Source organism: Acidithiobacillus sp. TH-A117 (assembly GCF_057473465.1).
Genome location: NZ_JBYCKQ010000018.1, coordinates 22,376 through 44,353, shown reverse-complemented (window position 1 = coordinate 44,353; position 21,978 = coordinate 22,376). Strand labels below are relative to the sequence as shown.

Annotated in this window: 25 protein-coding genes and 1 pseudogene; 13 read left to right on the top strand and 13 right to left on the bottom strand. The window is 56.8% G+C overall.

The genetic code is table 11. The features are described from left to right. Together AC2VLR_RS03810 and AC2VLR_RS03805 are read left to right on the top strand one after the other, a co-directional pair. Window positions 1-278 (top strand): annotated as a pseudogene (locus tag AC2VLR_RS03810) (heme o synthase); the annotation flags it as partial. 31 nt (window positions 279-309) lie between these two features. Further along, a complete protein-coding gene (locus AC2VLR_RS03805; protein ID WP_486880923.1) occupies window positions 310-1,497 on the top strand; it encodes an MFS transporter in 1,188 nt (395 codons plus the stop codon). 4 nt (window positions 1,498-1,501) lie between these two features. Here the strand turns inward: AC2VLR_RS03805 and AC2VLR_RS03800 are convergent, their stop codons facing one another. From AC2VLR_RS03800 to carA, 4 genes are all read right to left on the bottom strand, one after another. Beyond that, window positions 1,502-2,332 (bottom strand): undecaprenyl-diphosphate phosphatase, encoded by an 831-nt coding sequence (locus AC2VLR_RS03800; protein ID WP_486880921.1) that lies wholly within the window; start codon window positions 2,330-2,332, stop codon window positions 1,502-1,504. 182 nt (window positions 2,333-2,514) lie between these two features. Continuing rightward, complete coding sequence (greA, locus tag AC2VLR_RS03795; RefSeq protein WP_215844177.1) at window positions 2,515-2,991, bottom strand: transcription elongation factor GreA; 477 nt, start codon at window positions 2,989-2,991, stop codon at window positions 2,515-2,517. Between the two features lie 18 nt (window positions 2,992-3,009). Beyond that, complete coding sequence (gene carB, locus AC2VLR_RS03790; RefSeq protein WP_486880920.1) at window positions 3,010-6,228, bottom strand: carbamoyl-phosphate synthase large subunit; 3,219 nt, start codon at window positions 6,226-6,228, stop codon at window positions 3,010-3,012. Further along, a complete protein-coding gene (gene carA, locus AC2VLR_RS03785) occupies window positions 6,221-7,360 on the bottom strand; it encodes a glutamine-hydrolyzing carbamoyl-phosphate synthase small subunit (protein ID WP_486880919.1) in 1,140 nt (379 codons plus the stop codon). The genes carB and carA overlap by 8 nt, the downstream gene beginning before the upstream one ends. Before the next feature lie 268 nt (window positions 7,361-7,628). On the opposite strand from carA, the gene AC2VLR_RS03780 reads away from it, so the two are divergent. The 8 genes from AC2VLR_RS03780 (at window position 7,629) to AC2VLR_RS03745 (ending at window position 12,703) form a co-directional block, all read left to right on the top strand. Further along, window positions 7,629-8,375, top strand: coding sequence for a hypothetical protein (locus AC2VLR_RS03780; RefSeq protein WP_486880918.1), 747 nt, complete (start codon window positions 7,629-7,631; stop codon window positions 8,373-8,375). 6 nt (window positions 8,376-8,381) lie between these two features. Then, a complete protein-coding gene (locus AC2VLR_RS03775) occupies window positions 8,382-8,858 on the top strand; it encodes a TspO/MBR family protein (protein ID WP_486880917.1) in 477 nt (158 codons plus the stop codon). Window positions 8,859-8,910: 52 nt separating this feature from the next. Further along, window positions 8,911-9,579 carry a M48 family metallopeptidase gene (locus AC2VLR_RS03770; RefSeq protein ID WP_486880916.1) on the top strand — a complete coding sequence of 223 codons (669 nt, stop codon included), beginning with the start codon at window positions 8,911-8,913 and terminating at the stop codon, window positions 9,577-9,579. A 98-nt stretch (window positions 9,580-9,677) separates the two neighbouring features. Then, window positions 9,678-10,352 carry a YceI family protein gene (locus AC2VLR_RS03765; protein WP_486880915.1) on the top strand — a complete coding sequence of 225 codons (675 nt, stop codon included), beginning with the start codon at window positions 9,678-9,680 and terminating at the stop codon, window positions 10,350-10,352. 71 nt (window positions 10,353-10,423) lie between these two features. Continuing rightward, window positions 10,424-10,714 (top strand): MarR family winged helix-turn-helix transcriptional regulator, encoded by a 291-nt coding sequence (locus AC2VLR_RS03760; RefSeq protein ID WP_486880914.1) that lies wholly within the window; start codon window positions 10,424-10,426, stop codon window positions 10,712-10,714. Then, entirely contained in the window at window positions 10,711-11,640 is a 930-nt protein-coding gene (locus AC2VLR_RS03755; protein WP_486880913.1) for a DHA2 family efflux MFS transporter permease subunit, read from the top strand. Before AC2VLR_RS03760 ends, AC2VLR_RS03755 begins: the two co-directional genes overlap by 4 nt. Beyond that, on the top strand, window positions 11,607-12,254 hold the full coding sequence (locus tag AC2VLR_RS03750; protein ID WP_486880912.1) for an MFS transporter: 648 nt from the start codon (window positions 11,607-11,609) through the stop codon (window positions 12,252-12,254). Before AC2VLR_RS03755 ends, AC2VLR_RS03750 begins: the two co-directional genes overlap by 34 nt. 20 nt (window positions 12,255-12,274) lie before the next feature. Then, entirely contained in the window at window positions 12,275-12,703 is a 429-nt protein-coding gene (locus AC2VLR_RS03745; protein WP_486880911.1) for a universal stress protein, read from the top strand. Window positions 12,704-12,769: 66 nt separating this feature from the next. Here the strand turns inward: AC2VLR_RS03745 and AC2VLR_RS03740 are convergent, their stop codons facing one another. Together AC2VLR_RS03740 and AC2VLR_RS03735 are read right to left on the bottom strand one after the other, a co-directional pair. Further along, window positions 12,770-13,027: a hypothetical protein gene (locus AC2VLR_RS03740; RefSeq protein WP_486880910.1), complete on the bottom strand. Its 258-nt coding sequence runs from the start codon at window positions 13,025-13,027 to the stop codon at window positions 12,770-12,772. A 156-nt stretch (window positions 13,028-13,183) separates the two neighbouring features. After that, on the bottom strand, window positions 13,184-14,215 hold the full coding sequence (locus tag AC2VLR_RS03735) for an agmatine deiminase family protein (RefSeq protein WP_486880909.1): 1,032 nt from the start codon (window positions 14,213-14,215) through the stop codon (window positions 13,184-13,186). Between the two features lie 83 nt (window positions 14,216-14,298). On the opposite strand from AC2VLR_RS03735, the gene AC2VLR_RS03730 reads away from it, so the two are divergent. The 3 genes from AC2VLR_RS03730 to AC2VLR_RS03720 are packed head-to-tail and all read left to right on the top strand — an operon-like array spanning window position 14,299 to window position 16,020. Further along, window positions 14,299-15,006, top strand: coding sequence for a pseudouridine synthase (locus AC2VLR_RS03730; RefSeq protein ID WP_486880908.1), 708 nt, complete (start codon window positions 14,299-14,301; stop codon window positions 15,004-15,006). 2 nt (window positions 15,007-15,008) lie between these two features. Next, complete coding sequence (locus AC2VLR_RS03725; RefSeq protein ID WP_486880907.1) at window positions 15,009-15,458, top strand: NUDIX hydrolase; 450 nt, start codon at window positions 15,009-15,011, stop codon at window positions 15,456-15,458. A gap of 55 nt (window positions 15,459-15,513) precedes the next feature. Then, window positions 15,514-16,020, top strand: a complete 507-nt coding sequence (locus tag AC2VLR_RS03720; protein WP_215844179.1) for an RNA pyrophosphohydrolase — start codon at window positions 15,514-15,516, stop codon at window positions 16,018-16,020. On the opposite strand, the gene AC2VLR_RS03715 is transcribed toward AC2VLR_RS03720, so the two are convergent. The 7 genes from AC2VLR_RS03715 to mrdA all read right to left on the bottom strand — a co-directional run bounded on the left by AC2VLR_RS03715 (window position 16,017) and on the right by mrdA (window position 21,908). After that, complete coding sequence (locus tag AC2VLR_RS03715; protein WP_486880906.1) at window positions 16,017-16,421, bottom strand: YidB family protein; 405 nt, start codon at window positions 16,419-16,421, stop codon at window positions 16,017-16,019. The genes AC2VLR_RS03720 and AC2VLR_RS03715 overlap by 4 nt on opposite strands. 180 nt (window positions 16,422-16,601) lie before the next feature. After that, window positions 16,602-17,003: a DUF7281 domain-containing protein gene (locus tag AC2VLR_RS03710; protein ID WP_486880905.1), complete on the bottom strand. Its 402-nt coding sequence runs from the start codon at window positions 17,001-17,003 to the stop codon at window positions 16,602-16,604. Continuing rightward, entirely contained in the window at window positions 16,895-17,626 is a 732-nt protein-coding gene (locus tag AC2VLR_RS03705; protein ID WP_486880904.1) for a hypothetical protein, read from the bottom strand. Before AC2VLR_RS03705 ends, AC2VLR_RS03710 begins: the two co-directional genes overlap by 109 nt. Before the next feature lie 13 nt (window positions 17,627-17,639). Next, window positions 17,640-18,731 (bottom strand): redox-regulated ATPase YchF, encoded by a 1,092-nt coding sequence (ychF, locus tag AC2VLR_RS03700; protein ID WP_486880903.1) that lies wholly within the window; start codon window positions 18,729-18,731, stop codon window positions 17,640-17,642. A 9-nt stretch (window positions 18,732-18,740) separates the two neighbouring features. After that, window positions 18,741-19,310 (bottom strand): aminoacyl-tRNA hydrolase, encoded by a 570-nt coding sequence (pth, locus tag AC2VLR_RS03695; RefSeq protein WP_486880902.1) that lies wholly within the window; start codon window positions 19,308-19,310, stop codon window positions 18,741-18,743. Window positions 19,311-19,316: 6 nt separating this feature from the next. After that, window positions 19,317-19,925: a 50S ribosomal protein L25/general stress protein Ctc gene (locus tag AC2VLR_RS03690; protein WP_486880901.1), complete on the bottom strand. Its 609-nt coding sequence runs from the start codon at window positions 19,923-19,925 to the stop codon at window positions 19,317-19,319. A 12-nt stretch (window positions 19,926-19,937) separates the two neighbouring features. Beyond that, window positions 19,938-21,908: a penicillin-binding protein 2 gene (mrdA, locus tag AC2VLR_RS03685; protein ID WP_486880900.1), complete on the bottom strand. Its 1,971-nt coding sequence runs from the start codon at window positions 21,906-21,908 to the stop codon at window positions 19,938-19,940. Between the last annotated feature and the right edge of the window lie 70 nt (window positions 21,909-21,978).

Sequence of the window (21,978 nt, the reverse complement as noted above, 5' to 3'; positions counted from 1 at the left end):
ACCGCACCCGCCAGGAAGTGCTGCATTACGCCATTCTCACCTGGGCAGTCAGCCTGATCCCGGCATTCCTCACCGGCGACTGGATTTATGGCGGCATCGCCTGGCTCTCGGGGGCCTGGTTTGTGGGCATGGCCCTGCGGCTGAAAGCCCTGCCTGAAGGCCCGGAAATGGATCAATACGCCCGCAGCATGTTCGCTTATTCCATCTCTTATCTGTTTTTGCTTTATACTGCTCTGATCCTGGGTAAATTGGTGATGGGTTATGGCTTCAATATCTAAGAAACGTCATGGGCGGGTCAAAGGCCCGCCCATGAGTCCACTGGAAAAACGGGCCGTCAGCGGCCTGAGCTTTATTTATGTCGCGCGGATGCTCGGCCTATTTATGCTCATGCCGGTGCTGGCCCTCGATAATGATCAGCTGCGTTACAGCACCCCCCTGTTGCTGGGGCTGGCCATTGGCGTATATGGACTGGCCCAGGCGGCCCTGCAGTTTCCCTTTGGGGCGGCTTCCGACCGTTTTGGCCGGAAAAAAGTCCTGGTTTTCGGGATTGTTCTTTTTATTCTGGGCTCCTTGCTGGGTGCGCTCACCCATAATATCTACGGCATTATCCTGGCGCGCTTGCTGCAGGGTGCCGGTGCGGTTTCTTCGGTGCTCCTGGCTACGGCCGGAGATTTGACCGGTGATGAGCATCGCACCAAGGCTATGGCCGCCATCGGAGGAAGTATTGCTGTAGCCTATGTGCTGGGTATTGCCATTGGTCCGGTATTTTACGGACTGTGGGGATTGACGGGAGTGTTTCTGGTGGCCGCAGTTTTGGGCGTGCTGGCTTTGTATCCTCTGTGGAAAATCATCCCGCCCATCGATCAGTCACGGCAAAACCGTATGGGTGGCTGGGCGGATGCCATGAAAATGTTCCGGCATCCGCCGGTACTGACTGCCAGCGTCGGCATTTTCATTTTACAGATGGTGCTTGGCGCGAGCTTTGTGGTGCTTTCCCCGGAACTGGTTCATGCCATGCACATCCCGGAAAGTGGTATCTGGGAAGTGTATCTGCCGGTGATGCTGCTGTCGGTAGTCGCCATGCTGTTCCCCGTCATTCATGCCGAAAAAAACAAGCAGCACGGCCAGATGCTGATCGTCAGCGGCCTGACCATTGCCATAGGTGCCTTGATCATGGGGCTGGAATCGGGACATTTCTGGCCCGTAGGAGTTGGCGCGGTGATTTTCTTTACCGGCTATAACATCGCTTCAGCGATTTTGCCCTCGCTGATGAGCCGCAGTACGCGCCCCGAACAAAGAGGCGCCGCCAGTGGCGTGTATTCCATGCTGCAGTTTCTGGGTATTTTTGTGGGCGGGGTCGTCGGCGGCTGGGGGCTGGGAATCGCCGGAGATCAAGGCGTGTTTTATATCCTGACTGGCGTAGGCATTCTGCTGGCCATCCAGAGCTGGAATGGTAAACGGATGGCCTTACTCCTTTCGCCGGATAATCAGTCCTGAGTTTTTAGCCGCCAATCAGTAGCGCCAGCGCCCCGAAGCCGATGCAGTAAATCCCAAAGGGGCGCAAAGCAGTCACCTCATGCTTGTGAAAATAATGCATCAAAAACCAGACAGAGCCCCAGGCACAAAGACCGGCGAGGGCCCCTGCCAGGAAAATGGTGCCGAGCAAGCCGCTTTGCATGTGCGCGTGGAATAATTTAGGCACTTCCAGCGCCCCCGCAGCGGCAATGATGGGAGTCGCCAACAAAAACGAAAAGCGCGCCGAATTTTCGTAATCCAGCCCCACCCCGATGCCCGCCACCAGGGTTGCTCCGGAACGGGAAAACCCGGGAATCAGGGCCATGGATTGGGCAAAGCCGATGATGATGGCGCGCATCCAGCTGAGATTATCCAGGGAATGACTGGGATGACGGGAGCGTAGCCGGTCCCCCCAGATCAGCATGACACCGTTGATCATCAACGCGACGGCGGCAAAAGTGAAGCCGCCAAACAGATTCTTGATTTTATGGGCAAGGAGCAGACCCAGAATGCCGGCGGGAATGGAGGCAATGAACAATATCCATAACAGGCGTGACTGGGGATTACTCGGCTTGCCCCGCGCCTGCACAAAGCCGCCGATCAACGCCGCCCAGTCTTTCCAGAAAAACAATAACAATGCCGCCGCCGTAGCCAGATGCAGTACGACTACAAAGGGTAAAAACCATTCGGCATCGCGATTGATGGGCCAATGCAGCAGTGCCGGGACCAGAATGATATGTCCGAGACTGGAGATAGGAAAAAGCTCGGTAACGCCTTGCAACATCGCCAGTAGCAAAAGATAAATATGGTGGATCACGATAAGTCCTCGGAGGTTTTGACCGCCATGATAGTGGGGCAGTCGCAGAAATCGGCATGTGTCTGGAGCTATCTGTTCAACAATTCATCTTCTGGAGACGGGTTCTTACCAGCTACAACAGGTGCTGGCGAAAGTTGCGAAAAAGCACCCATGACAATTGCTAGATACTGGTTGGGCCAGCTTTATTCATAGCGCACGGCTAGAATCGTGTACTCCCGGGCTCCGGCGGGGGCACGCACTTCGACCAGATCACCTTCGTGTTTGCCGATCAGCGCACGGGCAATGGGCGAGCTGATCGAGATTTTATTTTCCTTGATGTCGGCCTCGGCATCGCCGACAATTTGATAGGTTACTTCTTTCCCATCCGCATCTTCCAGATCAACGGTCGCTGCAAAAACAATTTTTCCGCCGGTATTCAGGGTTTTGGGATCGATGATCTGGGCACGGGCGAGAAAGTCCTCTACCTCACGAATCCTTCCTTCAATAAAAGCCTGCTGTTCCTTGGCTGCGTCATATTCTGCATTTTCCGAGAGGTCTCCCTTGGCCCGGGCTTCGGCTATGGCCTCAATGACGGCGGGCCGTTCTACCGATTTCAGCCGTTGTAATTCTTCGCGCAAACGTTGTGCGCCGATGACGGTCATGGGGACTTTATCGCTCATGTTTACCTCTCGAACTGGTTAATGGTGTTGCAAATCCTGAAGACGAAGAACGCTGCGTTCCTCCCGCATCAGAACACGGATGGCTTCGGCGCCGGCAATGGCCCCGGCCAGGGTGGTGTAATAAGTCAGGCCCATCTGTAATGCCGCGCGACGGATACTGAAGGAATCACGTACTGACTGGCGTTCATCCACGGTATTGATGATGATTTGTACTTTACCATTTTTGATGGCATCCACAATGTGCGGACGTCCTTCGGTGACCTTGTTGACGGTCGTGACATCCAGACCCTGTGCGCGCAGATGCTCAGCAGTCCCACGGGTGGCAATCAGCTGAAAACCCAGGTCAGCGAGCGTGCGTGCCGCAGGCACGAGTTTGTTCTTGTCGGCATCCCGGACGCTGATAAATACGGTTCCAGAAGAGGGGAAATGTTCGCCGGCGCCCATCTGCGCCTTGAGAAAAGCTTCGCCAAAGCTGGCACCGATACCCATGACTTCGCCGGTGGATTTCATCTCGGGGCCCAGGAGGATGTCGACACCGGGAAACTTGATGAAGGGAAATACCGCTTCCTTGACGCTGAAGTGACGCGGGTTGGGGATTTCCGGTACTCCCTGGACTTTCAGGGTTTGCCCGGTCATGCAGCGTGAGGCAATTTTGGCCAGGGGCCAGCCCGTGGCCTTGGAGACAAAAGGCACGGTGCGGGAGGCACGCGGATTGACCTCCAGCACATAAATCCGGTCTTCCTGTACGGCGAACTGACAGTTCATGAGGCCCACCACGCCCAGGGCCAGAGCCAGCTCCACGGTTTGACGACGCAATTCTGCCTGGATATGTTCAGGAAGCGAGTAGGGCGGTAAACAACAGGCCGAATCACCACTATGCACCCCCGCCTGTTCGATGTGCTCCATGATGCCCGCCACCACGACCTGTCCATCCTGATCGGCCACCGCGTCAATATCCACTTCCAGGGCGTCATTGAGAAAACGGTCGAGGAGAATGGGCTGGTCGTTGGAAATACGCACCGCTTCTTCCATATAGCGTTGCAGATCTTCTTCCGCATACACAATACGCATGGCGCGCCCCCCCAGCACATAGGAGGGACGCACAACCAGGGGATATCCGAGCTCCCGGGCCTTGCTCAACGCTTCGGGAGCGCTGCGGGCAATGGCATTTTCGGGCTGCCGCAGCCCCAAACGTTGCAGGAGTTGCTGAAAGCGTTCGCGATCTTCGGCCAGATCGATGGAGTCAGGGGTTGTACCGATGATCGGTACACCAGCTGCCTCGAGGTCGTTGGCCAGTTTCAGAGGGGTTTGTCCACCAAACTGGACGATGACGCCCTGGGGTTTTTCCACGGCGACGATTTCCAGCACATCTTCCAGGGTCAGCGGCTCAAAATACAGACGATCGGAAGTGTCATAATCCGTAGAAACCGTTTCCGGATTACAATTGACCATGATGGTTTCAAAGCCGTCAGCGTGCAGCGCCATGCTGGCATGTACACAGCAATAATCAAATTCGATACCCTGGCCGATGCGATTGGGACCACCGCCCAGAATCATGATTTTGGGCTTGCTTCCAGGCTCTGCCTCACATTCCATTTCATAGGTGGAATAGAGGTAGGGCGTCGGGGAGTGGAATTCGGCGGCACAGGTGTCCACCCGTTTGTACACCGGGCGAATGCCCCATTTCTGGCGCTGCTCGCGCAACTGGGATTCCCGGCAGCCGAGCAGTCGCGCAAGGCGGCGGTCCGAAAAACCCATGCTTTTGAGTTCACGCAGGCGGGCCGCGTCGAGGCTGGCCAGGGGCATTCCCCGCAAGCATTCTTCCTGCTGGATGATCTCGATGATTTGTTCGAGGAACCAGGGATCAATGCGGGTGATCTGCTGGATTTTATCCTGATCCCAGCCGCGTCTTATGGCATCCGCCAGATACCAGAGGCGATCAGGCCCGGGAATGCGCAGTTCCTGCTCCAGTTTCTGCAGGGTTTCCGGATCGTTGCCGCTGAGTTTTTCATCCAGGCCATCCACCCCGGTTTCCAGACCGCGTAAAGCCTTTTGCAAGGATTCCTGAAAACTGCGGCCGATGGCCATGACTTCTCCCACGGACTTCATCTGGGTCGTCAGGTGCGCATCAGCCTCAGGGAATTTCTCGAAGGCAAAGCGGGGAATTTTGGTGACCACATAATCTATGGTCGGCTCAAAGCTGGCCGGTGTCGCCTGGGTGATGTCATTGCGCAATTCATCCAGGGTATAGCCCAGGGCCAGTTTGGCGGCGATTTTGGCAATGGGGAAACCCGTCGCCTTGGAGGCCAGCGCCGAGGAGCGCGATACCCGTGGGTTCATCTCGATGATGATCAGGCGACCATCCGCCGGATTGACGGCAAACTGCACATTGGAACCACCCGTATCCACACCAATGCGGCGCAGCACCGCAATGGAGGCATCGCGCATCCGCTGATATTCCCGATCCGTCAGCGTCTGGGCCGGGGCCACGGTAATGGAATCACCGGTATGAATGCCCATGGGGTCGAGGTTTTCGATGGAGCAGACGATGATGCAATTGTCGGCCTGATCCCGGACCACCTCCATCTCAAATTCCTTCCAGCCGATGATGGATTCTTCGATGAGAATTTCGTGGGTCGGGCTGGCTTCCAGACCGCGTGCGGCGATGTCCTCGAATTCCTCGCGGTTGTAGGCAATGCCGCCGCCTGTTCCGCCCAGGGTGAATGAAGGCCGGATGATCACCGGGAAGCCGATGTCTTCGGCAATCTGGCGAGCCCCGTCCATATCGTGACCAAAAGCGGAACGGGCGACTTCCAGACCGATCTCCTGCATGGCCTTTTTGAAAAGGCCGCGATCCTCGGCTTCGCGGATGGCCTCTACCGAAGCACCGATCAAGCGCACTCCGAATTTGTCGAGAATGCCTTCCCGGTGTAGGTCCAGGGCGCAATTCAGGGCCGTCTGTCCGCCCATGGTCGGGAGAATGGCATCGGGACGCTCCATTGCGATGATGCGTGCCACCGTCTGCCATTCCACAGGTTCAATATAGGTCGCATCGGCCGTTTGGGTATCGGTCATGATGGTCGCCGGATTGGAATTGACCAGAATGACCCGGCAGCCTTCCTCGCGTAGCGCCTTGCAGGCCTGGACCCCCGAGTAATCGAACTCGCAGGCCTGACCGATGACTATGGGGCCGGCACCAATCAGCAAAACACTGTGAATATCCTGATGCTTAGGCATGGGTTGCTCCGCATTGCTGCATGGCTGTCACGAACGCGTCAAAAATGCTACTGGCATCGTGAGGACCGGGGCCTGCTTCCGGATGCCCCTGAAAGGAGAATACCGGGAGGTCCTGGTGGGCCATGCCCTGCAGGCTGCCATCAAAGAGGGAAGTATGGGTAATGCGCAGAACATCGGGCAGGGTTTGGGCGTCCACGGCAAAACCGTGATTCTGACTGGTAATCAAAACCCGGCCACTGCGCAGATCTTTCACCGGATGGTTGGCGCCATGGTGCCCGAATTTCATTTTGATGGTTTTTGCCCCCAGGGCCAGACCGAGCAATTGATGTCCCAGGCAGAGCCCAAAGGTGGGTATGCGTGCGGCGATGATTTCGCGCATGGCCTCCTGGGCATAGTCCAGGGCATCGGGATCGCCGGGGCCGTTGGAAAACAGTACGCCATCGGGATGCATGGCGATGACCTCTGCCGCAGGGGTTTTGGGAGGCACCAGGGTGACCCGGCAGACACGGTCGGCAAGCAGGCGCAGGATATTGTGCTTTTTGCCGAAATCATAAACGACGACATGATGTCTGGCTTGGGTGATGGGCTGCGCCTGATAAGCCTGTTCGGGCAGGCCACTGGCCAGAAGCCACTCCGAGGGCTGGTCTGCGGCGACATCCTGCACCAGATCCCGGCCCAGCAGGCCGGGGAAGCGCCGCGCTGCGCCCAGGGCTTCTTGTTCATCTACCTCGGCGCCGACCAGCAGGGCGGCATTCTGGGCGCCGCCACTGCGCAAACGGCGGGTGAGGGCGCGGGTATCAATGCCGGCAATGGCGGGAATGCCCTGTTCAGTTAAAAAGTCGGGGAGACTCTGCTGACTGCGCCAGTTGCTGGGGGTGCGGGGCATGTTGCGCAGGACCAGAGCCGAGCAGAATATTTGCGCACCTTCCATGTCTTCGAAATTGATGCCGGTATTACCGATATGTGGGTAAGTCAGGGTGACAATCTGACCGCGATAGGAAGGGTCCGTCAATATCTCCTGGTAACCGGTCATTGCCGTGTTAAAACAGATTTCACCGGCGGCAAGACCACTGCTGCCAAAGCCCGTACCCCGGAAGATACTGCCGTCTGCCAATGCCAGTACCGCCTGCACTTTCTCACCTCGTTTACCATGGAAGATGCAAAAAAGGGAGGGTGTCCCCTCCCGCATAGATTGACCATATTCTAGGGATATGCCGGGCACGGGTCAACGCAAGCATGGGGCAGCTTCTGGGTTTGTGCCCGGGGATTAAGAATGTTGTGTGTGATCCCCATTTGTCGAAGGTTGGGCTCTATAGCGAGATAAGTGCTTGAGTGTGCGACAAGTGATGGTAAGCTTGTCTCCATCAAGATGGATATAATTATCAAAGGAGCCGTTCAGTATGGGTCGTTTTCAGGGTTCGCTGTTGTTTGCAGGAGCGGTACTGGCTTTATCGGGCTGTGGTTCGGCCACTAATAACGGGTTGCCTCCGCAAGCGGAAAATACCTATCCCGTGCCTTCGGCCATACCGACCCCATCAACGTACAAGGCACCCTTTGCCGGGGTACAGGTCCCCGTACAACCGCAACCGGCAGTAAGTGCTCTGCCGACGCCTTCAGTACCCAGTGTGACTTATTCATCCACAGCCTTGCCACTGGCCCCCCTGGCCAGCTCAAAATCAGCCATTACGGCTGCCACAGAGTCTGTCACCCAACCGGTGAATCAGGCTGTGGAAAGTGCCAAAAATTCTGCAGATCAGGCGGTGAATCTGGCACAAAATACGGTACAGCAGAAACTCGACACGGCCACTTCGGCATTTTCCGGAAAATGGCAGGACGATATGCGCAAGGCCCGTCAGGATAGCGCCAAGTGCGCAGCGCTGAGTTCCAGCGCCCAGAGCAGCTGTTGGCAGAGTGTTTCGGACTGGGCCAAAACCCGGGCTGCGCGGTACCAGAACATGAGCAGCACCGCGACGGGTGCCGAGGCCCAGCAAATGCAATCGGCATCCAAATTTTTCGGGGTCACCAGTGAGTGGGCCAGTGCCTGTAGTTCCCTCAGCGCCCAGTCCTGTGCCGAATCGCCGCTGATCGGCAAGATGCAGCAGTGGAAGGCATCGGTGGGTATTTCAGGTAGTTCTCCGAACGCGTAATTGCTGATGCACATTCATCATTTCGCGCTGGTTGCGCTGATCAGTTTGGCCATTACGCTGGGGGTGGCCACCACCGGCTCGCTGTTTCGGCCCGATAGCTGGTATGCGGGTCTGCAAAAACCCCGAGGTACTCCTCCGCCCTGGGTGTTTCCGTTGGTGTGGACCCTGCTCTATATTCTCATGGCTTTTGCTGCAACGCTGGTGTACGTGCATCCCGAAAGTCCATTACGGCTGGCAGGATTAACGCTGTATGGCTTGCAACTGCTGAGTAATGCGCTGTGGTCCTGGCTGTTTTTCGGGCGCCATCAGATATTGGGGGCGCTACTGGATCTCGTGTTGCTCCTGGTGCTGGTTCTGGGCTGTGCCATTATTTTTGCCCTGATCAGTCCGCTGGCAGCCTGGCTGCTGCTTCCTTATCTGCTGTGGTTGGGGGTGGCGTTGTACCTGAATGCAGCCACTTACCGACTGAACCGCTCTTCTTAACGCCTCTATGCGGATTGCTGAGCCAACCCCGTTAAAGATACAAGATCTGCAGGTGCAACTGACCCGCAAGACCATCAAAAATTTGCGGATCATGGTGTACCCCCCGGATGGACAGGTGCGGGTAAGTGCTCCCTGGAGCATGACGGACAGCGCCATTCATGCGGCGGTTCTGGCGCGTCTGGCCTGGATCAAAAATCATCAGCGGCAATTTCAGAACCAGATGACTCCCGCCGTTCTGGAGTACCGTTCCGGAGAAAACCATAGGTATTTGGGCGTGGATTACCCACTTCTAGTTTATCCGGTGATCAGTAGAAGCCGTATCGAGTGGCATGAAGCCTCTGGGATACACCTGTACTGTCGTCCTGATGCTTCGCGCAGCGAGCGCGAAACTCTCATGCTGGACTGGCACCGTCAGACCATCAAGTCACTGATTCCACAAATGATTACTCATTACGAACCGATTCTGGGCGTGCAGGTGGCAGCTTGGGGTGTAAAACGCATGAAAACCCGCTGGGGTACCTGTAATATTCGTGCCCGGCGCATCTGGCTGGGTCTAGAACTCGCCCGTTATCCGCAAATCTGTCTAGAATATGTGGTGGTGCATGAAATGGCGCACTTGCTGGAGCGCCTCCATAATGAACGCTTTAAGCGCATCCTGGATGGAGCCATGCCGGGCTGGCGGGAAGTAAAAAATCAACTGCGGGCTGGCTATTTGCGCTAAAATAGAATGATGCCTGAAGCTTACGGTGAAATACCGGTTACACGCAGAGCGTTCTACGCGCTCTGAAAGATGAGCGAGCCTGAATAAAGGAGATAAAAATGCAAAACAGACGATCAAAACAATGGTTGATATTTTCTGTGGTACTGGGTTTTACCTGGTCCTTGGGCATGAATGTCGCACAAGCAGCGACTGTCCCTGCGCCAGTCGCTGCCAGTCACCACTATCACGCCCTGACGGGAAACCCCAGTGGGACCTATCAGATCGATCCGGAACACTCGGCTGCCTATTTTACCATTGGTCACGTCGGTATTGGCCCCTTCAGCGGGCGTTTTAACCAGATTTCCGGAACCTATACTGTCAATACCCAGGATCCGGCCAAAGATATGGCTAAAATCACCATTCCGGCGGCCAGCATATTTACGAATTTTGCGGCTCGGGACATATACCTGCGCAGCCCGACATTTTTTGATGTCAAAAAGTATCCCGATGTGACCTTCGTCAGCAGCCGCTATCAGCCCACCGGCAAGCATACCGGTGACCTGTACGGGAAGTTGACTCTGCATGGCGTGACCCGTCCGGTCATGTTCCGGGTCAAGGAAACCGGTGCCGGTGAAGTGGCTTATCTGCCCAAACCCTGGGGCGGCTATCTGTCCGGTTTTGTGGCGGTAACGACCATTGAGCGCAGTGATTACGGCATGAAAGCCTATTTGCCCGAAGGGCTTTCCAACAAGGTGCAGATCCGGGTGGAAATCGAAGGCAAGAAAATCGCCTGATATTTTGATCTGAACACATCCGGTCGGGGACAAGTGGCTGTCGGCGTTGTCCCTCCAAGGCCAGTGAACCATTGACCCAGACTGAACTGGCCCATTGCCTGTCGGTAGAGCAGCCCACTGTGGTGGCCATGCTCGACCGTTTGCAACGGGCCGGTTTGGTTCGCCGGGAAGTGGATCCCCATGACCGCCGTATGCGCCGGATTCATCTCACCAGTGCGGGTGCCGAGGTGTATGCAGAAGTGCGGCGGGTAGCGCGGGCGTTTCGTCAGGAAAAACTGCAGGATCTGGATGTGGAAATGCTGCGCCGGATGACGGAGCTGCTTCAGGAATTGCAGCAGCGTCTGGAAGATCCCATCCCATGACAACGGCATCTGTGGCAGTTGTTCCCAACCGTGGCCTGATCACTCTGTCCATCATGCTGGCCACCGTCATGCAGACCCTGGACAGCACTATCGCCAATGTGGCTCTTCCCCATATGAAGGGCAGTTTGTCGGCCTCCCTCAACCAGATTGGCTGGGTGCTGACTTCCTATATCGTCGCGACGGCCATCGCTACCCCGTTAACCGGTTGGCTGGTGGATCGCTTCGGCAAGCGCAACATTTTTCTGGCCTCGGTGGCGGGTTTTACCCTGGCTTCCATGTGGTGCGGCATCTCCACCTCTCTTTTCGAGATTGTCCTCGCCCGCGTCTTTCAGGGGGCATTTGGTGCCGCTCTGGTGCCCCTCTCCCAAACCACCTTGCTGGACATCAATCCCCGGGAAAAACAAGGCTCGGCCATGGCCCTGTGGGGGATGGGGGTGATGGTCGGACCCATCGTGGGCCCGACCCTGGGGGGCTGGCTTACCGATAGTCTGGGCTGGCGCTGGGTGTTTTTTATCAATGTGCCGGTGGGGATGATGGCTCTCTGGGGCATTTGGAACTCCTTCCCCAAGGATGCGCCGGGGCATGGGATGCGCTTCGATATGGCCGGCTTTGTCAGTCTGAGCATTGCCATTGGTGCTTTGCAATTACTGCTGGACCGGGGGCAGCAACTCAACTGGTTCAGTTCGGTGGAAATCTGGGTGGAAGCCTATCTGGCTGGTTTCGGAGCTCTCTATTTCCTCTGGCATACCTGGCGGACGCCGCCGGAACAGTCTTTTTTTGATTATCGGCTGATTCTGAACCGCAATTATGTGACCGGGCTAATGTTTATTTTCATTGTCGGCGTGGTGCTCTTCGCCTCCCGCGCTTTGATTCCGACCATCTTCAGGACCTCATGGGTTACACCGCCGAGGCGGCAGGCTGGGTGACGGCCCCCAGTGGTTTGGGGACGATGCTGGCCATGCTCATTGTCGGGCGTCTGGTGGGCAAGGTGGACTTGCGGCTTCTGCTGGCCATCGGTTTTGGCATCACTGCCTTCTCTCTTTGGCAAATGCAGGGTTACAGTCTGGTGATCAGTCAGGCGGACATCATCTGGCCCGGTGTCTGGCAGGGGCTGGGGATTGGTCTGGTATTTGTGCCCTTGAGTACGGCCACCTTTGCCACCCTCGACCCGCAGATGCGCGCCAACGGCACCGCCATTTACAGTCTGGTCCGCAATGTGGGCAGCAGTCTGGGCATTTCCCTGGTGGAGACCCTGCTGACCCGCAACACCCAGATTGCCCATGCCTCGCTGGCGGCGCACATGGACGGACGCAATCCCGGTTTCCAGAACCCCGTCGTGGCAGAAATGTACAATCCGCACAGCAGTCTGGGTCAGGCGCTGTTGAATACGGAAATTACCCGGCAGGCGAGTATGATTGCCTATATCGACGATTTCTGGTTGATGTTGGTGATGACTCTGGCTATTTTCCCCTTGTTATTGATCATTCGCAGTCCGAAGCGGGAAGCGGCTGCTGCACCGACTGAGCCGGTCATGGATTGATGGGGCGTTAAGGAGAATCAATGAGATACCGGAAAATCATGGTGGCTTACGACGGGAGCGCCTCCAGTGAGCTGGCGCTGGAGCAGGGTGCCGGACTGGCGGCTTTGATGCAAGCGGAACTGCATTTGTTTGGGGCCATTGTCAGCACCGGGGGCATGGCCATTGGTCAGGCGGCGGGTGTTGAAGACTTGCTGGGACGGGAAGGGGATGCCATACGCACCCGGCTTGCCGCTGCTGCGTCAACCCTTCGGGAAAGGGGGCTCCGGGTAGAGGTCGCGGCGGTCGAGGGTAGCCCTGCGCAAGTCATTGTCCAATATGCACGGCAAATGCATCCAGATTTGCTGGTACTCGGACACATTCCCCAATTTTCCTTCGGCCACTGGCTCGAAGGTTCGGTCGCCAAGGCCCTGCTCAGAAGCCTGCCCTGCAGTATTCTGATTGCCAAATAATCTGTGTTGAAGTCTGGAGCTAACTTGAAAATCTGCAACGCGAAACCAGACGCGAACCAGGGCTTGTCATGACAATTCCAGGCGGCGCTCAATACGTTCCAGACGTTCATTCAAACGGTCTACGCGTACGCCGATGACGGCAGTATTCTCCTCGGAGTGGGCAAAGTCACGACGCGTACTGGCAAGGTTAATCTCCAGCGCACCCCAGCGGGTTATCACCTCTTCCAGTTTGCGCTCAATACGCTCCTGGCTAGTCTGAAAGCGCTTCAGGTGTTCCAGTATCAGATTTTCAATATTGTCGGTCACGTATTCCTCAGATGGCATGCACGTCCATCACCTGGTGCTGGCGGTGTCTCGGCAATAAGATCCGCTGTTAATGCCAATAACAATATGGTCAACATACGAGATTGTAAGCATTTCTGCAACTTTCAGGCTGCGCAGATTTTACGACTATGCCTTGAAACAATATGGGTAAGGACATTAAGCTGGTATTTGCATGGTCACACAATGCAGGCTGCCGTGTTGCCGGGCCAGCTCCAGACAGGGAACGGGGATAATCTGACGATCCGGAAAAGCGGACTGCAAGCGCTGGACGGCAATCTGATCGGCGGGATCGTCATAAACCGGCATCAATATCGCACCGTTGATGATGAGAAAATTGGCGTAGGTCAGGGGTAAGCGGTTATCGTCTTCATCCCATTGTGCCTGGGCCCAGGGCAGGGGAATCAGGTGGTAGGGCTGGCCATCGGCGTTGCACAGGGCGCTCAATTCGGCAGCCATCTGCTGCAGGGCGGCAAAATGATGGTCATTGGGGTCATCGCAGCTCTGATAAGCGATGGTCCGGGGATTACAAAAACGCGCCAGAGTATCAATGTGCGCGTCGGTATCATCGCCTTCCAGATGACCGCTGTGCAGCCAAAGCACCCGCTCCATGCCGAGCTGCTGACAAAGCGCCGTTTCAATTTCAGCTGCAGACCATTGGGGATTGCGATTGGCGGAAAGCAGGCAGGCGCTGGTTGTCAGCAGAGTGCCTTGACCATCACTTTCAATGCTGCCGCCTTCCAGCACCATCCCGGAAATTTCCAGGGGATAGTCCCTGAAAGCCTGCTGGGCGTGGAGGTGGCGGGTGATCTGGTTGTCCAGATCGGCGCGAAACTTGAGTCCCCAGGCATTGAAGGCAAAATCCATCAATTTACGTTGCCCTGCGGCATTTTTGAGGGTAATGGGGCCATGATCCCGGGCCCAGGAATCATTGCTGGGGACCAGATGGAGATGACAATGGGCCATGTTGGCCCGGGCATCCTGCAGGCGTCTTTCACAGTCCTGTAGGCTATTCCGGTCATGACAGGCTATCACGAGATGCTCACGCAGACTGATTTCCCGGGCGATTTGCACAAAAACCGGGAGCACTTGCTCCAGGCGCGGCGCCCAGTCACTTTCGGGGTGGGGCCAGGTCAGTTGTACGCCCCACTGGGGGGCCCATTCGGCGGGGAGGGTGTAATTTGCCTGCATAGCGGATCCTTCCTGAAGCGATGTGCCCATCATAGGCAATTCACGGGTTTTCGTCAGCCATCCCGACAGGGTAAACTCCGCCCATGGCGCAACACAGCGAACGACTGGATCATTTGCTCTCCCGGCTGGGTTACTGCAGTCGTTCGGAGGTGCGTGACCTGTTGCGCGAAGGTCGGGTATTGGCGGACGGGTTGCCGCTGCGCAAGGCTTCGCTCAAGGTGGACCCCGCCAGCTTGCAGGTGGATGATGAGGCCCTGGATCATCCCTATCCCCTTTATGTGCTTTATCACAAACCACTCGGCAAGGTCTGCGCCCATGATGATCCCCGAGCAATCTACCAGGATTTCCCGCCGCGCTGGCGGTATCGTCGTCCCAGCTTCAGCAGTGTCGGACGTCTGGATCGCGAAACCAGCGGGCTGCTGCTGCTGACCGACGATGGTGACTGGCTGCATCGCTGGACCAGTCCCCGTTATGCCATCCCGCGCCGTTATCGGGTGTTGTTGCAAAATCCTCTGCGTGGCGATGAAGTGGCTATCCTTGCTTCGGGTACCCTCCTGCTGGAGGGAGAAAGCAGCCCCTGCAAGGCCGCCGAAATGACCCCGCTCAGTCCGGTGGAGCTACAATTGACCCTTTATGAGGGCCGCTATCATGAGGTGCGGCGGATGTTTGCGGCGCTGGATAATCTGGTACTGAGTTTGCATCGCGAGGCTTTTGGACCCTTCACTCTGGGCGATCTGGCTCCCGGACAGTGGCGGGAACTGACGGAAATTGAATGGCGAGGGGAGGGTTGAACATGGTCTGGAAACCCCATGTGACGGTGGCGGCTGTTGTTGAAGAGGCGGGGCGGTTTTTGCTGGTGGAAGAAATGGTAGAAGGTCGGCGCTGCTTCAATCAGCCCGCCGGCCATTGGGATCCGGGTGAAAGTCTGCTGGATGCGGTCATCCGGGAAACCCTGGAAGAAACCGCTTACGCCTTTGAGCCTGAATATCTCACGGGGATTTATCACTGGGAACACCCCGGCAAGGATCTGACCTATTTGCGTTTTGCTTTTGGCGGAAAGCTGGGCCCTCAGCGCCAGGATTATGCACTGGACACGGGCATTATCGGCCCGGTGTGGATGCTTCCTGCGGAAGTGGACGCAGCGCACGAACAACTGCGTAATGTTATGGTCCAGCGTTGTATTGCCGATTATCTGGCCGGTAAACGCTATCCTCTGGAAATTTTACACAGTCTGACAGACTGACGTGCGCTCTGCCGCGTGCTATATTGTGCAAAAGGCATCGGTAGAGACGATGAATATGATAGACGCAGACGGCTATCGCCCTAACGTGGGCATGATTATTTGTAACGAGCACAATCAGGTGTTGTGGGCCAAACGCCGGGGGGAGAACGCCTGGCAGTTTCCCCAGGGTGGCATCGATCGTGCCGAAACGCCAGAACAGGCCATGTTTCGCGAACTGGAAGAAGAAGTGGGTACGGCCAATGTCTGTATCATCGGCCGTACCCAGGGCTGGTTGCGTTATGAAGTGCCCTGTTCCCGGCATCGGGCGCAGCGGCGCCGCTATCGCGGTCAGAAACAGATCTGGTTCCTGCTGCGCTTTGAAGGGGATGAGGCCGAGATCAATACCTTGACCACCCAGCATCCGGAGTTTGAAACCTGGCGCTGGGTGGATTACTGGATGCCGGCCCGGGAAATCATCGCTTTCAAACGCCGGGTTTACTGGCAGGCGTTGCAGGAGCTGGCGCCCCTGATCAATGTCGGACCGCCTCCGGCAGATGCTGCGGAGGCGAGGCGGAGCGTTTAGGAAAAAAGTTTTCCCTTCAGCATGTTGAGACCATCACTCAGCAGATTGCCATCGGCGGGCACTTCGCCGTTGGGCGTCAGCTGGTTGACCAGTTCGGGCAAAGCCTGGGACAAGCCGCTCGCAACCGTATTGGGGTCAATGCCTATTTTACCGGCGATTTGTTGCACGGTATCACTGCCCAGCACCTGCTGGATCTGATCGGCGGTAATGGGTTGATTGGCGCCGTTACTGATCCATGATTGCACCACATCGCCCAGTCCCTGGCTCTGCAGTTGCTGTACCAGGCCGGACAGGCCGCCCGGCTGATTTTGTACAAAGTTGACGGCTTCGCCCAGCAGGGAATTCTGGGTACTGTCAGATCCACCGCCGAGTGCGGACATGGCTGAATCAAGCAAACTCATGATCATTCTCCTTGAACGTGGTTATAAAACGGGAATTGTCCCACCCGATTATTGCCAGTTCAGCGAGGGCTTTTCAAGGAAAATAATCTATCATTTCAAATTGTTGCATAATATTTTTTGCTGTAAGGTGTATGGATTTTCTGAGCTGTTGAACTGGATAATCAATTTCTCGGATAGTCGCTATGAAGACGGTAACCAAACCGCTTCCTGTTCGAGCGCAAGACCAGATTGACGCATTTGTTCGGTTAACGCGCCTAAGTAATCCGGCAACAGCGAAATGGCACTGGTGAATTCCCGAAAGGTATCCTGCCATAGCTGCGGGCTGCCGTAGCGCGCCAATTTGATTTGCCAGTCGGGCATCAGCCAGCATTCGCAGGCGTCGCCAAGCCGGGTGTAAAGTCGCGCAAAATTCGCGAGACCCACACCGTCATAGTCCGGGAAAAGCACGATGCGACTGGCACGCGGGCGCTGGGTCAACCAGGCGAGAAGCCGGCCATCCAGCTGTCCGCCGTAATACAAGAGGGTGGCCCGGGTTTCAGTCGGCAGCCAATCGCTGCGGTCAAAAAGCGCCTGATTTTCCACCAGCCAGAGCGGCTGCTGGCTTCCAGGTAACGATAAAAGGTGCCCTGCGAACCGCTGTCCATCATCTGGTTCATCGGCTCTACATAATGGTCGTAGGCTTCGAGCACCTGTCGGTAGCGCTGGGTAATCGGCATGCTGCTGTCGGCGCTTTTGGCGTTTTCCGCCAGATCAAACAGGGCATGTCGATCCTGGTCAAGTTGCAGATTGATTTGACGAAAGAGTTCTGCCAGTTGATTGGCGGCTGCGCGTACACGATCCATGTCTGTTCTCGCTATCCCATCGTTGAGCGCCTCGGTGGCCTCACGAATGGCGGCTATGCGTGCTTGCAGCACAGCTGCCAGACCCAGCTCATGCTCGCGGGTGATACTGCGCACAAATTCCAGCACATAGGCGTTGAGTTGCAGATCACTGCTGCGCGTTAAGCTGTGCAGGATATCAGCATTGACTAACGCACGCAGAACCGCTCCCTGCGCCTCCACATCCAACTGTGCAGATGCCTTGGCAATACTATTCAACACTTGATCGCTGGTGAGCACGGCAAACTCCCGCGACAAACGCGCCAGCATTTCCACGGTGTCCCAGTGGGTGTAAAGCGCGTAAACCAGCGAGCGGGGATTAGCCATTTCCGCTCAACGCTCAAACATTAAACAGGAAATTCAGCACGTCCCCGTCATGCACCACATATTCCTTGCCTTCGGCACGCATTTTGCCGGCTTCCTTGGCGCCCTGCTCCCCCCGGTACTGGATGAAGTCGGCATAGGCGATGGTTTGGGCGCGGATAAAACCCCTTTCGAAATCACTGTGAATCACACCAGCCGCCTGGGGGGCCGTGGCGCCCACCGGAATGGTCCAGGCCCGTACTTCCTTGACGCCGGCCGTAAAATAGGTCTGCAGGCCGAGGAGGCCATAGGCGGCGCGGATGATGCGATTGAGCCCCGGTTCTTCCAGACCCAGATCCTGGAGAAAAGCATTTTGCTCGTCGGGCTCCAGTTCCGCCAATTCGGATTCAATGGCTGCACAGACCGGGACCACGCTGGCATGGCGTTCAGCCGCCCAGGCTTCCAGAAGGGGACGCCAGGGGCCATCTTGAATTTCGTCTTCCGCCACATTGGCAATGACCATCATGGGTTTCATGGTGAGCAGAAACAGCCCGCGTAAGTGGGCTTTTTCCTCGGTGTTCAGGTCGAGGCTCGCGGCCGGTTTGCCGCTGTTGAGATGGGGCAGCAGGCGGGCCATGGCCGCAGCTTCGGCCACCGCCTCCTTGTTCCCGCCCTTGGCCTGACGGGCCACCCGCGCCTGGCCTTTTTCGACGCTGCTGATGTCGGCCAGAATCAGTTCGGTCAGCACCGTATCCAGATCGGCCACAGGATCTACCTGGCCACTCACATGGACCACATTGGGATCGTCAAAACAGCGGGTGACCAGGGCGATGGCATCAGTTTCACGAATGTGGGCGAGAAACTGGTTGCCCAGCCCCTCACCTTGGGCAGCGCCGGCTACCAGTCCGGCAATGTCCACAAATTCCATGGTGGCCGGCACCACATTCTGGGGCTTGACGATTGCGGTCAGGGCCTGCAGGCGAGGATCTGGTACGGATACCAGGCCGACATTGGGCTCTATGGTACAAAAAGGATAATTTTCCGCTGCGATACCGGCTTTGGTGATCGCATTGAAGAGGGTGGATTTACCCACGTTGGGAAGACCGACGATGCCACAAGCCAAAGCCATATCATACTCCTAATCGCTGTGCAGGGTTTTTTGCGCCGCATCGCTGCGCCCCTGGAGAAAGTCCGGGAGAACGGCGAGGCTGCGGTCAATGGCGGCATCTATCGACCCTTGATCCGCTACCTGCGGGGCGCCGAGGACATAATGGATGACCGCATCCTTGTGTCCGGGATGGCCGATACCGATGCGCAGGCGCCAGTACTCCCGGGTTCCAAGCGCCCGATCCAGATCACGCAAGCCATTGTGACCACCATGCCCGCCACCCCATTTCAGGCGGGCAGTGCCGGGGGGCAGATCAAGCTCGTCATGAATGACCAGAATGCGCGCCGGTGGAATCTTGTAAAAGGCCGCCATGGCCTGCACCGGACCCCCGCTGCGGTTCATGAAATCCTGGGGCATACACAAGCCCAGTTGCTGTCCAGAATTCTGGACGACGGCAGCCAGACAATGCCAGCGCGACTCCATACGCAAAGACGCTCCAGCCCTTTCTGCAAAAGTCTGGAGCGCCCAGAAACCAGCGTTGTGGCGGGTGCGGGCGTATTCCGCCCCGGGATTTCCCAGCCCCGCCAGCAGCCAGTCCATGTTACCTCACTCGGCAGCTTCGGGCGTTTCTTCCGCTTCAGCGCCGGTACGGGGGTTATGGATGGAGACGATTTCCTTGTCGTCCTCATGCTGCAACGGAATCAGGGTAACGCCTGCCGGCACCTTGATCTGGGACAAATGCAGGCTCTCACCCTTTTCCAGCTGGGCAATATCCACTTCAATGGCTTCGGGCAGGCGATCCACGGGGGCTTCCACTTCGACATCGTTCAAAGCCCGGTGCAATACACCGCCGGCCTTGATGCCGACGCAGGTATTTTCATGGAGGAAGTGAATGGGCACATGCAGGCGTACGGTTTCACCCGCATGTACGCGCATGAAATCCAGGTGCAGGACTTCTTCCTTGTAGGGATGCATCTGGATGTCGCGAATCAAAGCGGTTTCCTTGCCCTTGGGGAATTCGAGGGTGATGACATGAGTATAGGCGCGTTCGTCTGCGAGCAGCTTGCGCAGCAGACGGGCTTCAATGCTGAGGCCGGTGGCCGGTTTGTTGTCCCCATAGAGTACGGCCGGAACCATACCCGTACGGCGCAAACGGCGGCTGGGACGCCGCCCGTTTTCTTCACGCGGCATGGCCGCAATCGCAAAATCTGTCATTGTCAGGACTCCTTATTGTGTCGTGGATTGAGCGGGGCGAGGGTTGACAGAACCTTTCTCCCCAAGACTAAGGGGCGCATCATAATGCGCAGTTACGGATTGAGCAACCTTTGCCGGATTTTTTGCGGGTTTTTGAGCGGGCGCTGTGGCCGATTCGCCGGGCGCAGCATCGGGTGACGCTTTTTGATCGGGTTGCAAGTAAGCCTTGATTACCGCCCGCGCTACCGGCAGGGCTTGCCAGGCGTTGTAGCCACCATTTTCCACTACCACAGCCACGGCAATTTTGGGGTGATCCAGCGGTGCCCAGCCAATAAAGAGGGAGTCATTGTTGTAAATGGTGCGGCCATTTTGGTAGCCCATGGGTACCTGCGCCGTTCCGGTTTTACCGGCGATGCTGATGCCGGGAATACTGACCGTATGACAGGTGCCGGTATTGACACAGGCTTCCATGCCCAGATGTACCGCATGCATGGCCTCTGCGGAAATATGCAGATTCACCGGCGCGGCATTGGGAATAGGGATGGTCTTGCCGTTCTGCGGATCGATAAATGCCTTGGCAACCTGGGGTTGGACCAGATATCCGCCATTGGCCAATGCTGCTACGGCGCGCACCAGCTGCAAGGGAGTCTCCAGCAGATAACCCTGACCAATCCCCAGAATCACCGAATCCCCCGTATACCAGGGCGCATGCAGATGGGCACGTTTCCAGCTCGGAGTAGGTACCAGACCACTGGCCCCACCGGGCAGATCGATGGGGGTTTTGCGGCCGAAACCGAAGCGCCACAGGGTGTTGTCCTGCATGTTTATGCCCATTTTGACGGCCAGTTTGTAGTAGAAAACATCCACGGACCAGGCCAGCGCCTTGGTGATGCCGGTATTGCCGAAGCCGCCCCGATTCCAGTCCCAGTAAGTGTGTCCACCCAGCTGGTAATTGCCGGGACAATAGGTGTGAAAGTCAGGACTGATCACCCCTTCCTGGACAGCCTGGATCGTATAAAAAGGTTTTGCGCAGGAGCCCGGGGGATACAGACCATTGTCTGCCCGATTCATCAGCGGGCGCCCAGGATTACCGAGCAGCTCCTGCCAGTGCTTGTTGCTGATGCCATCCACAAACCAGTTGGCATTGAAGCTGGGGCTGGTCACCATGGCGAGAATCCCGCCATTTTGCGGATTCATGGCAATGACGGCACCGCGATAACCTTTACCCTGCAGGGCTTGGGCACCTGCCTCCTGCACCCGCAGACGCAGATGGGTAATCAGATTGCCGCCGGGGTGGGCGGCAATCTGGCGGAGTGTGCCGACCGGCAGGCCACGGGCGTTGATGTCCTTGATTTCATAACCCATGGTCCCGCGCAGTTGCCGCTCGTAGTAGCGTTCCAGGCCGTTTTTGCCAATATAATTACGGCCTACATACTGGCTGGCATGAAAATCCTTGAGGTCGGTCGCGGTGAGCGGCCCCACATAACCCACCACATGGGAAAACAGGGCATCATAGGGATAATGGCGATGCAGCATGGCGACAATGCGGACACCCGGTAACTCCATGGCGCGGACGGACACTGCCGCAATCTGCGTCGGATTAAGCCCCGTCTTGAGGACGATGGGATCGAAGTCGGGTTTGCCAGCGCGTCGGGCGGCAAACTGCTGCAGGTCCTCGGGGCTCAAATTCAGTAGATGCTGGAGATATTCCAGACATTGCTGCAGATGGGGCACCTGATCGGGAGTGATTTCCAGCGCATAGGTGGGCAGGTTCTCGGCCAGGACTTCACCATGATCGGCGAGAATCAAACCGCGTGGCGGCGACAAAGGAACCAGGGCGACGTGATTGTCGTAGGCCAGTTCACGAAACCGGGAATAATGCAGTACCTGCAGATCCACAATCCGCAAAACCAGGCCCATTATGGCCAGAAGCATCAGGGTGGCCGCCACGCCCAGGCGAAAGCGAAAACTGCGCGTACGTTTTAAGGATTCGGATAAGGGCATGGGGGCAAAAAACCTGCTTCAATTTGCAAATGACAGAGGCGCTTCGTACACTCGGTATCGGAATGTCCGA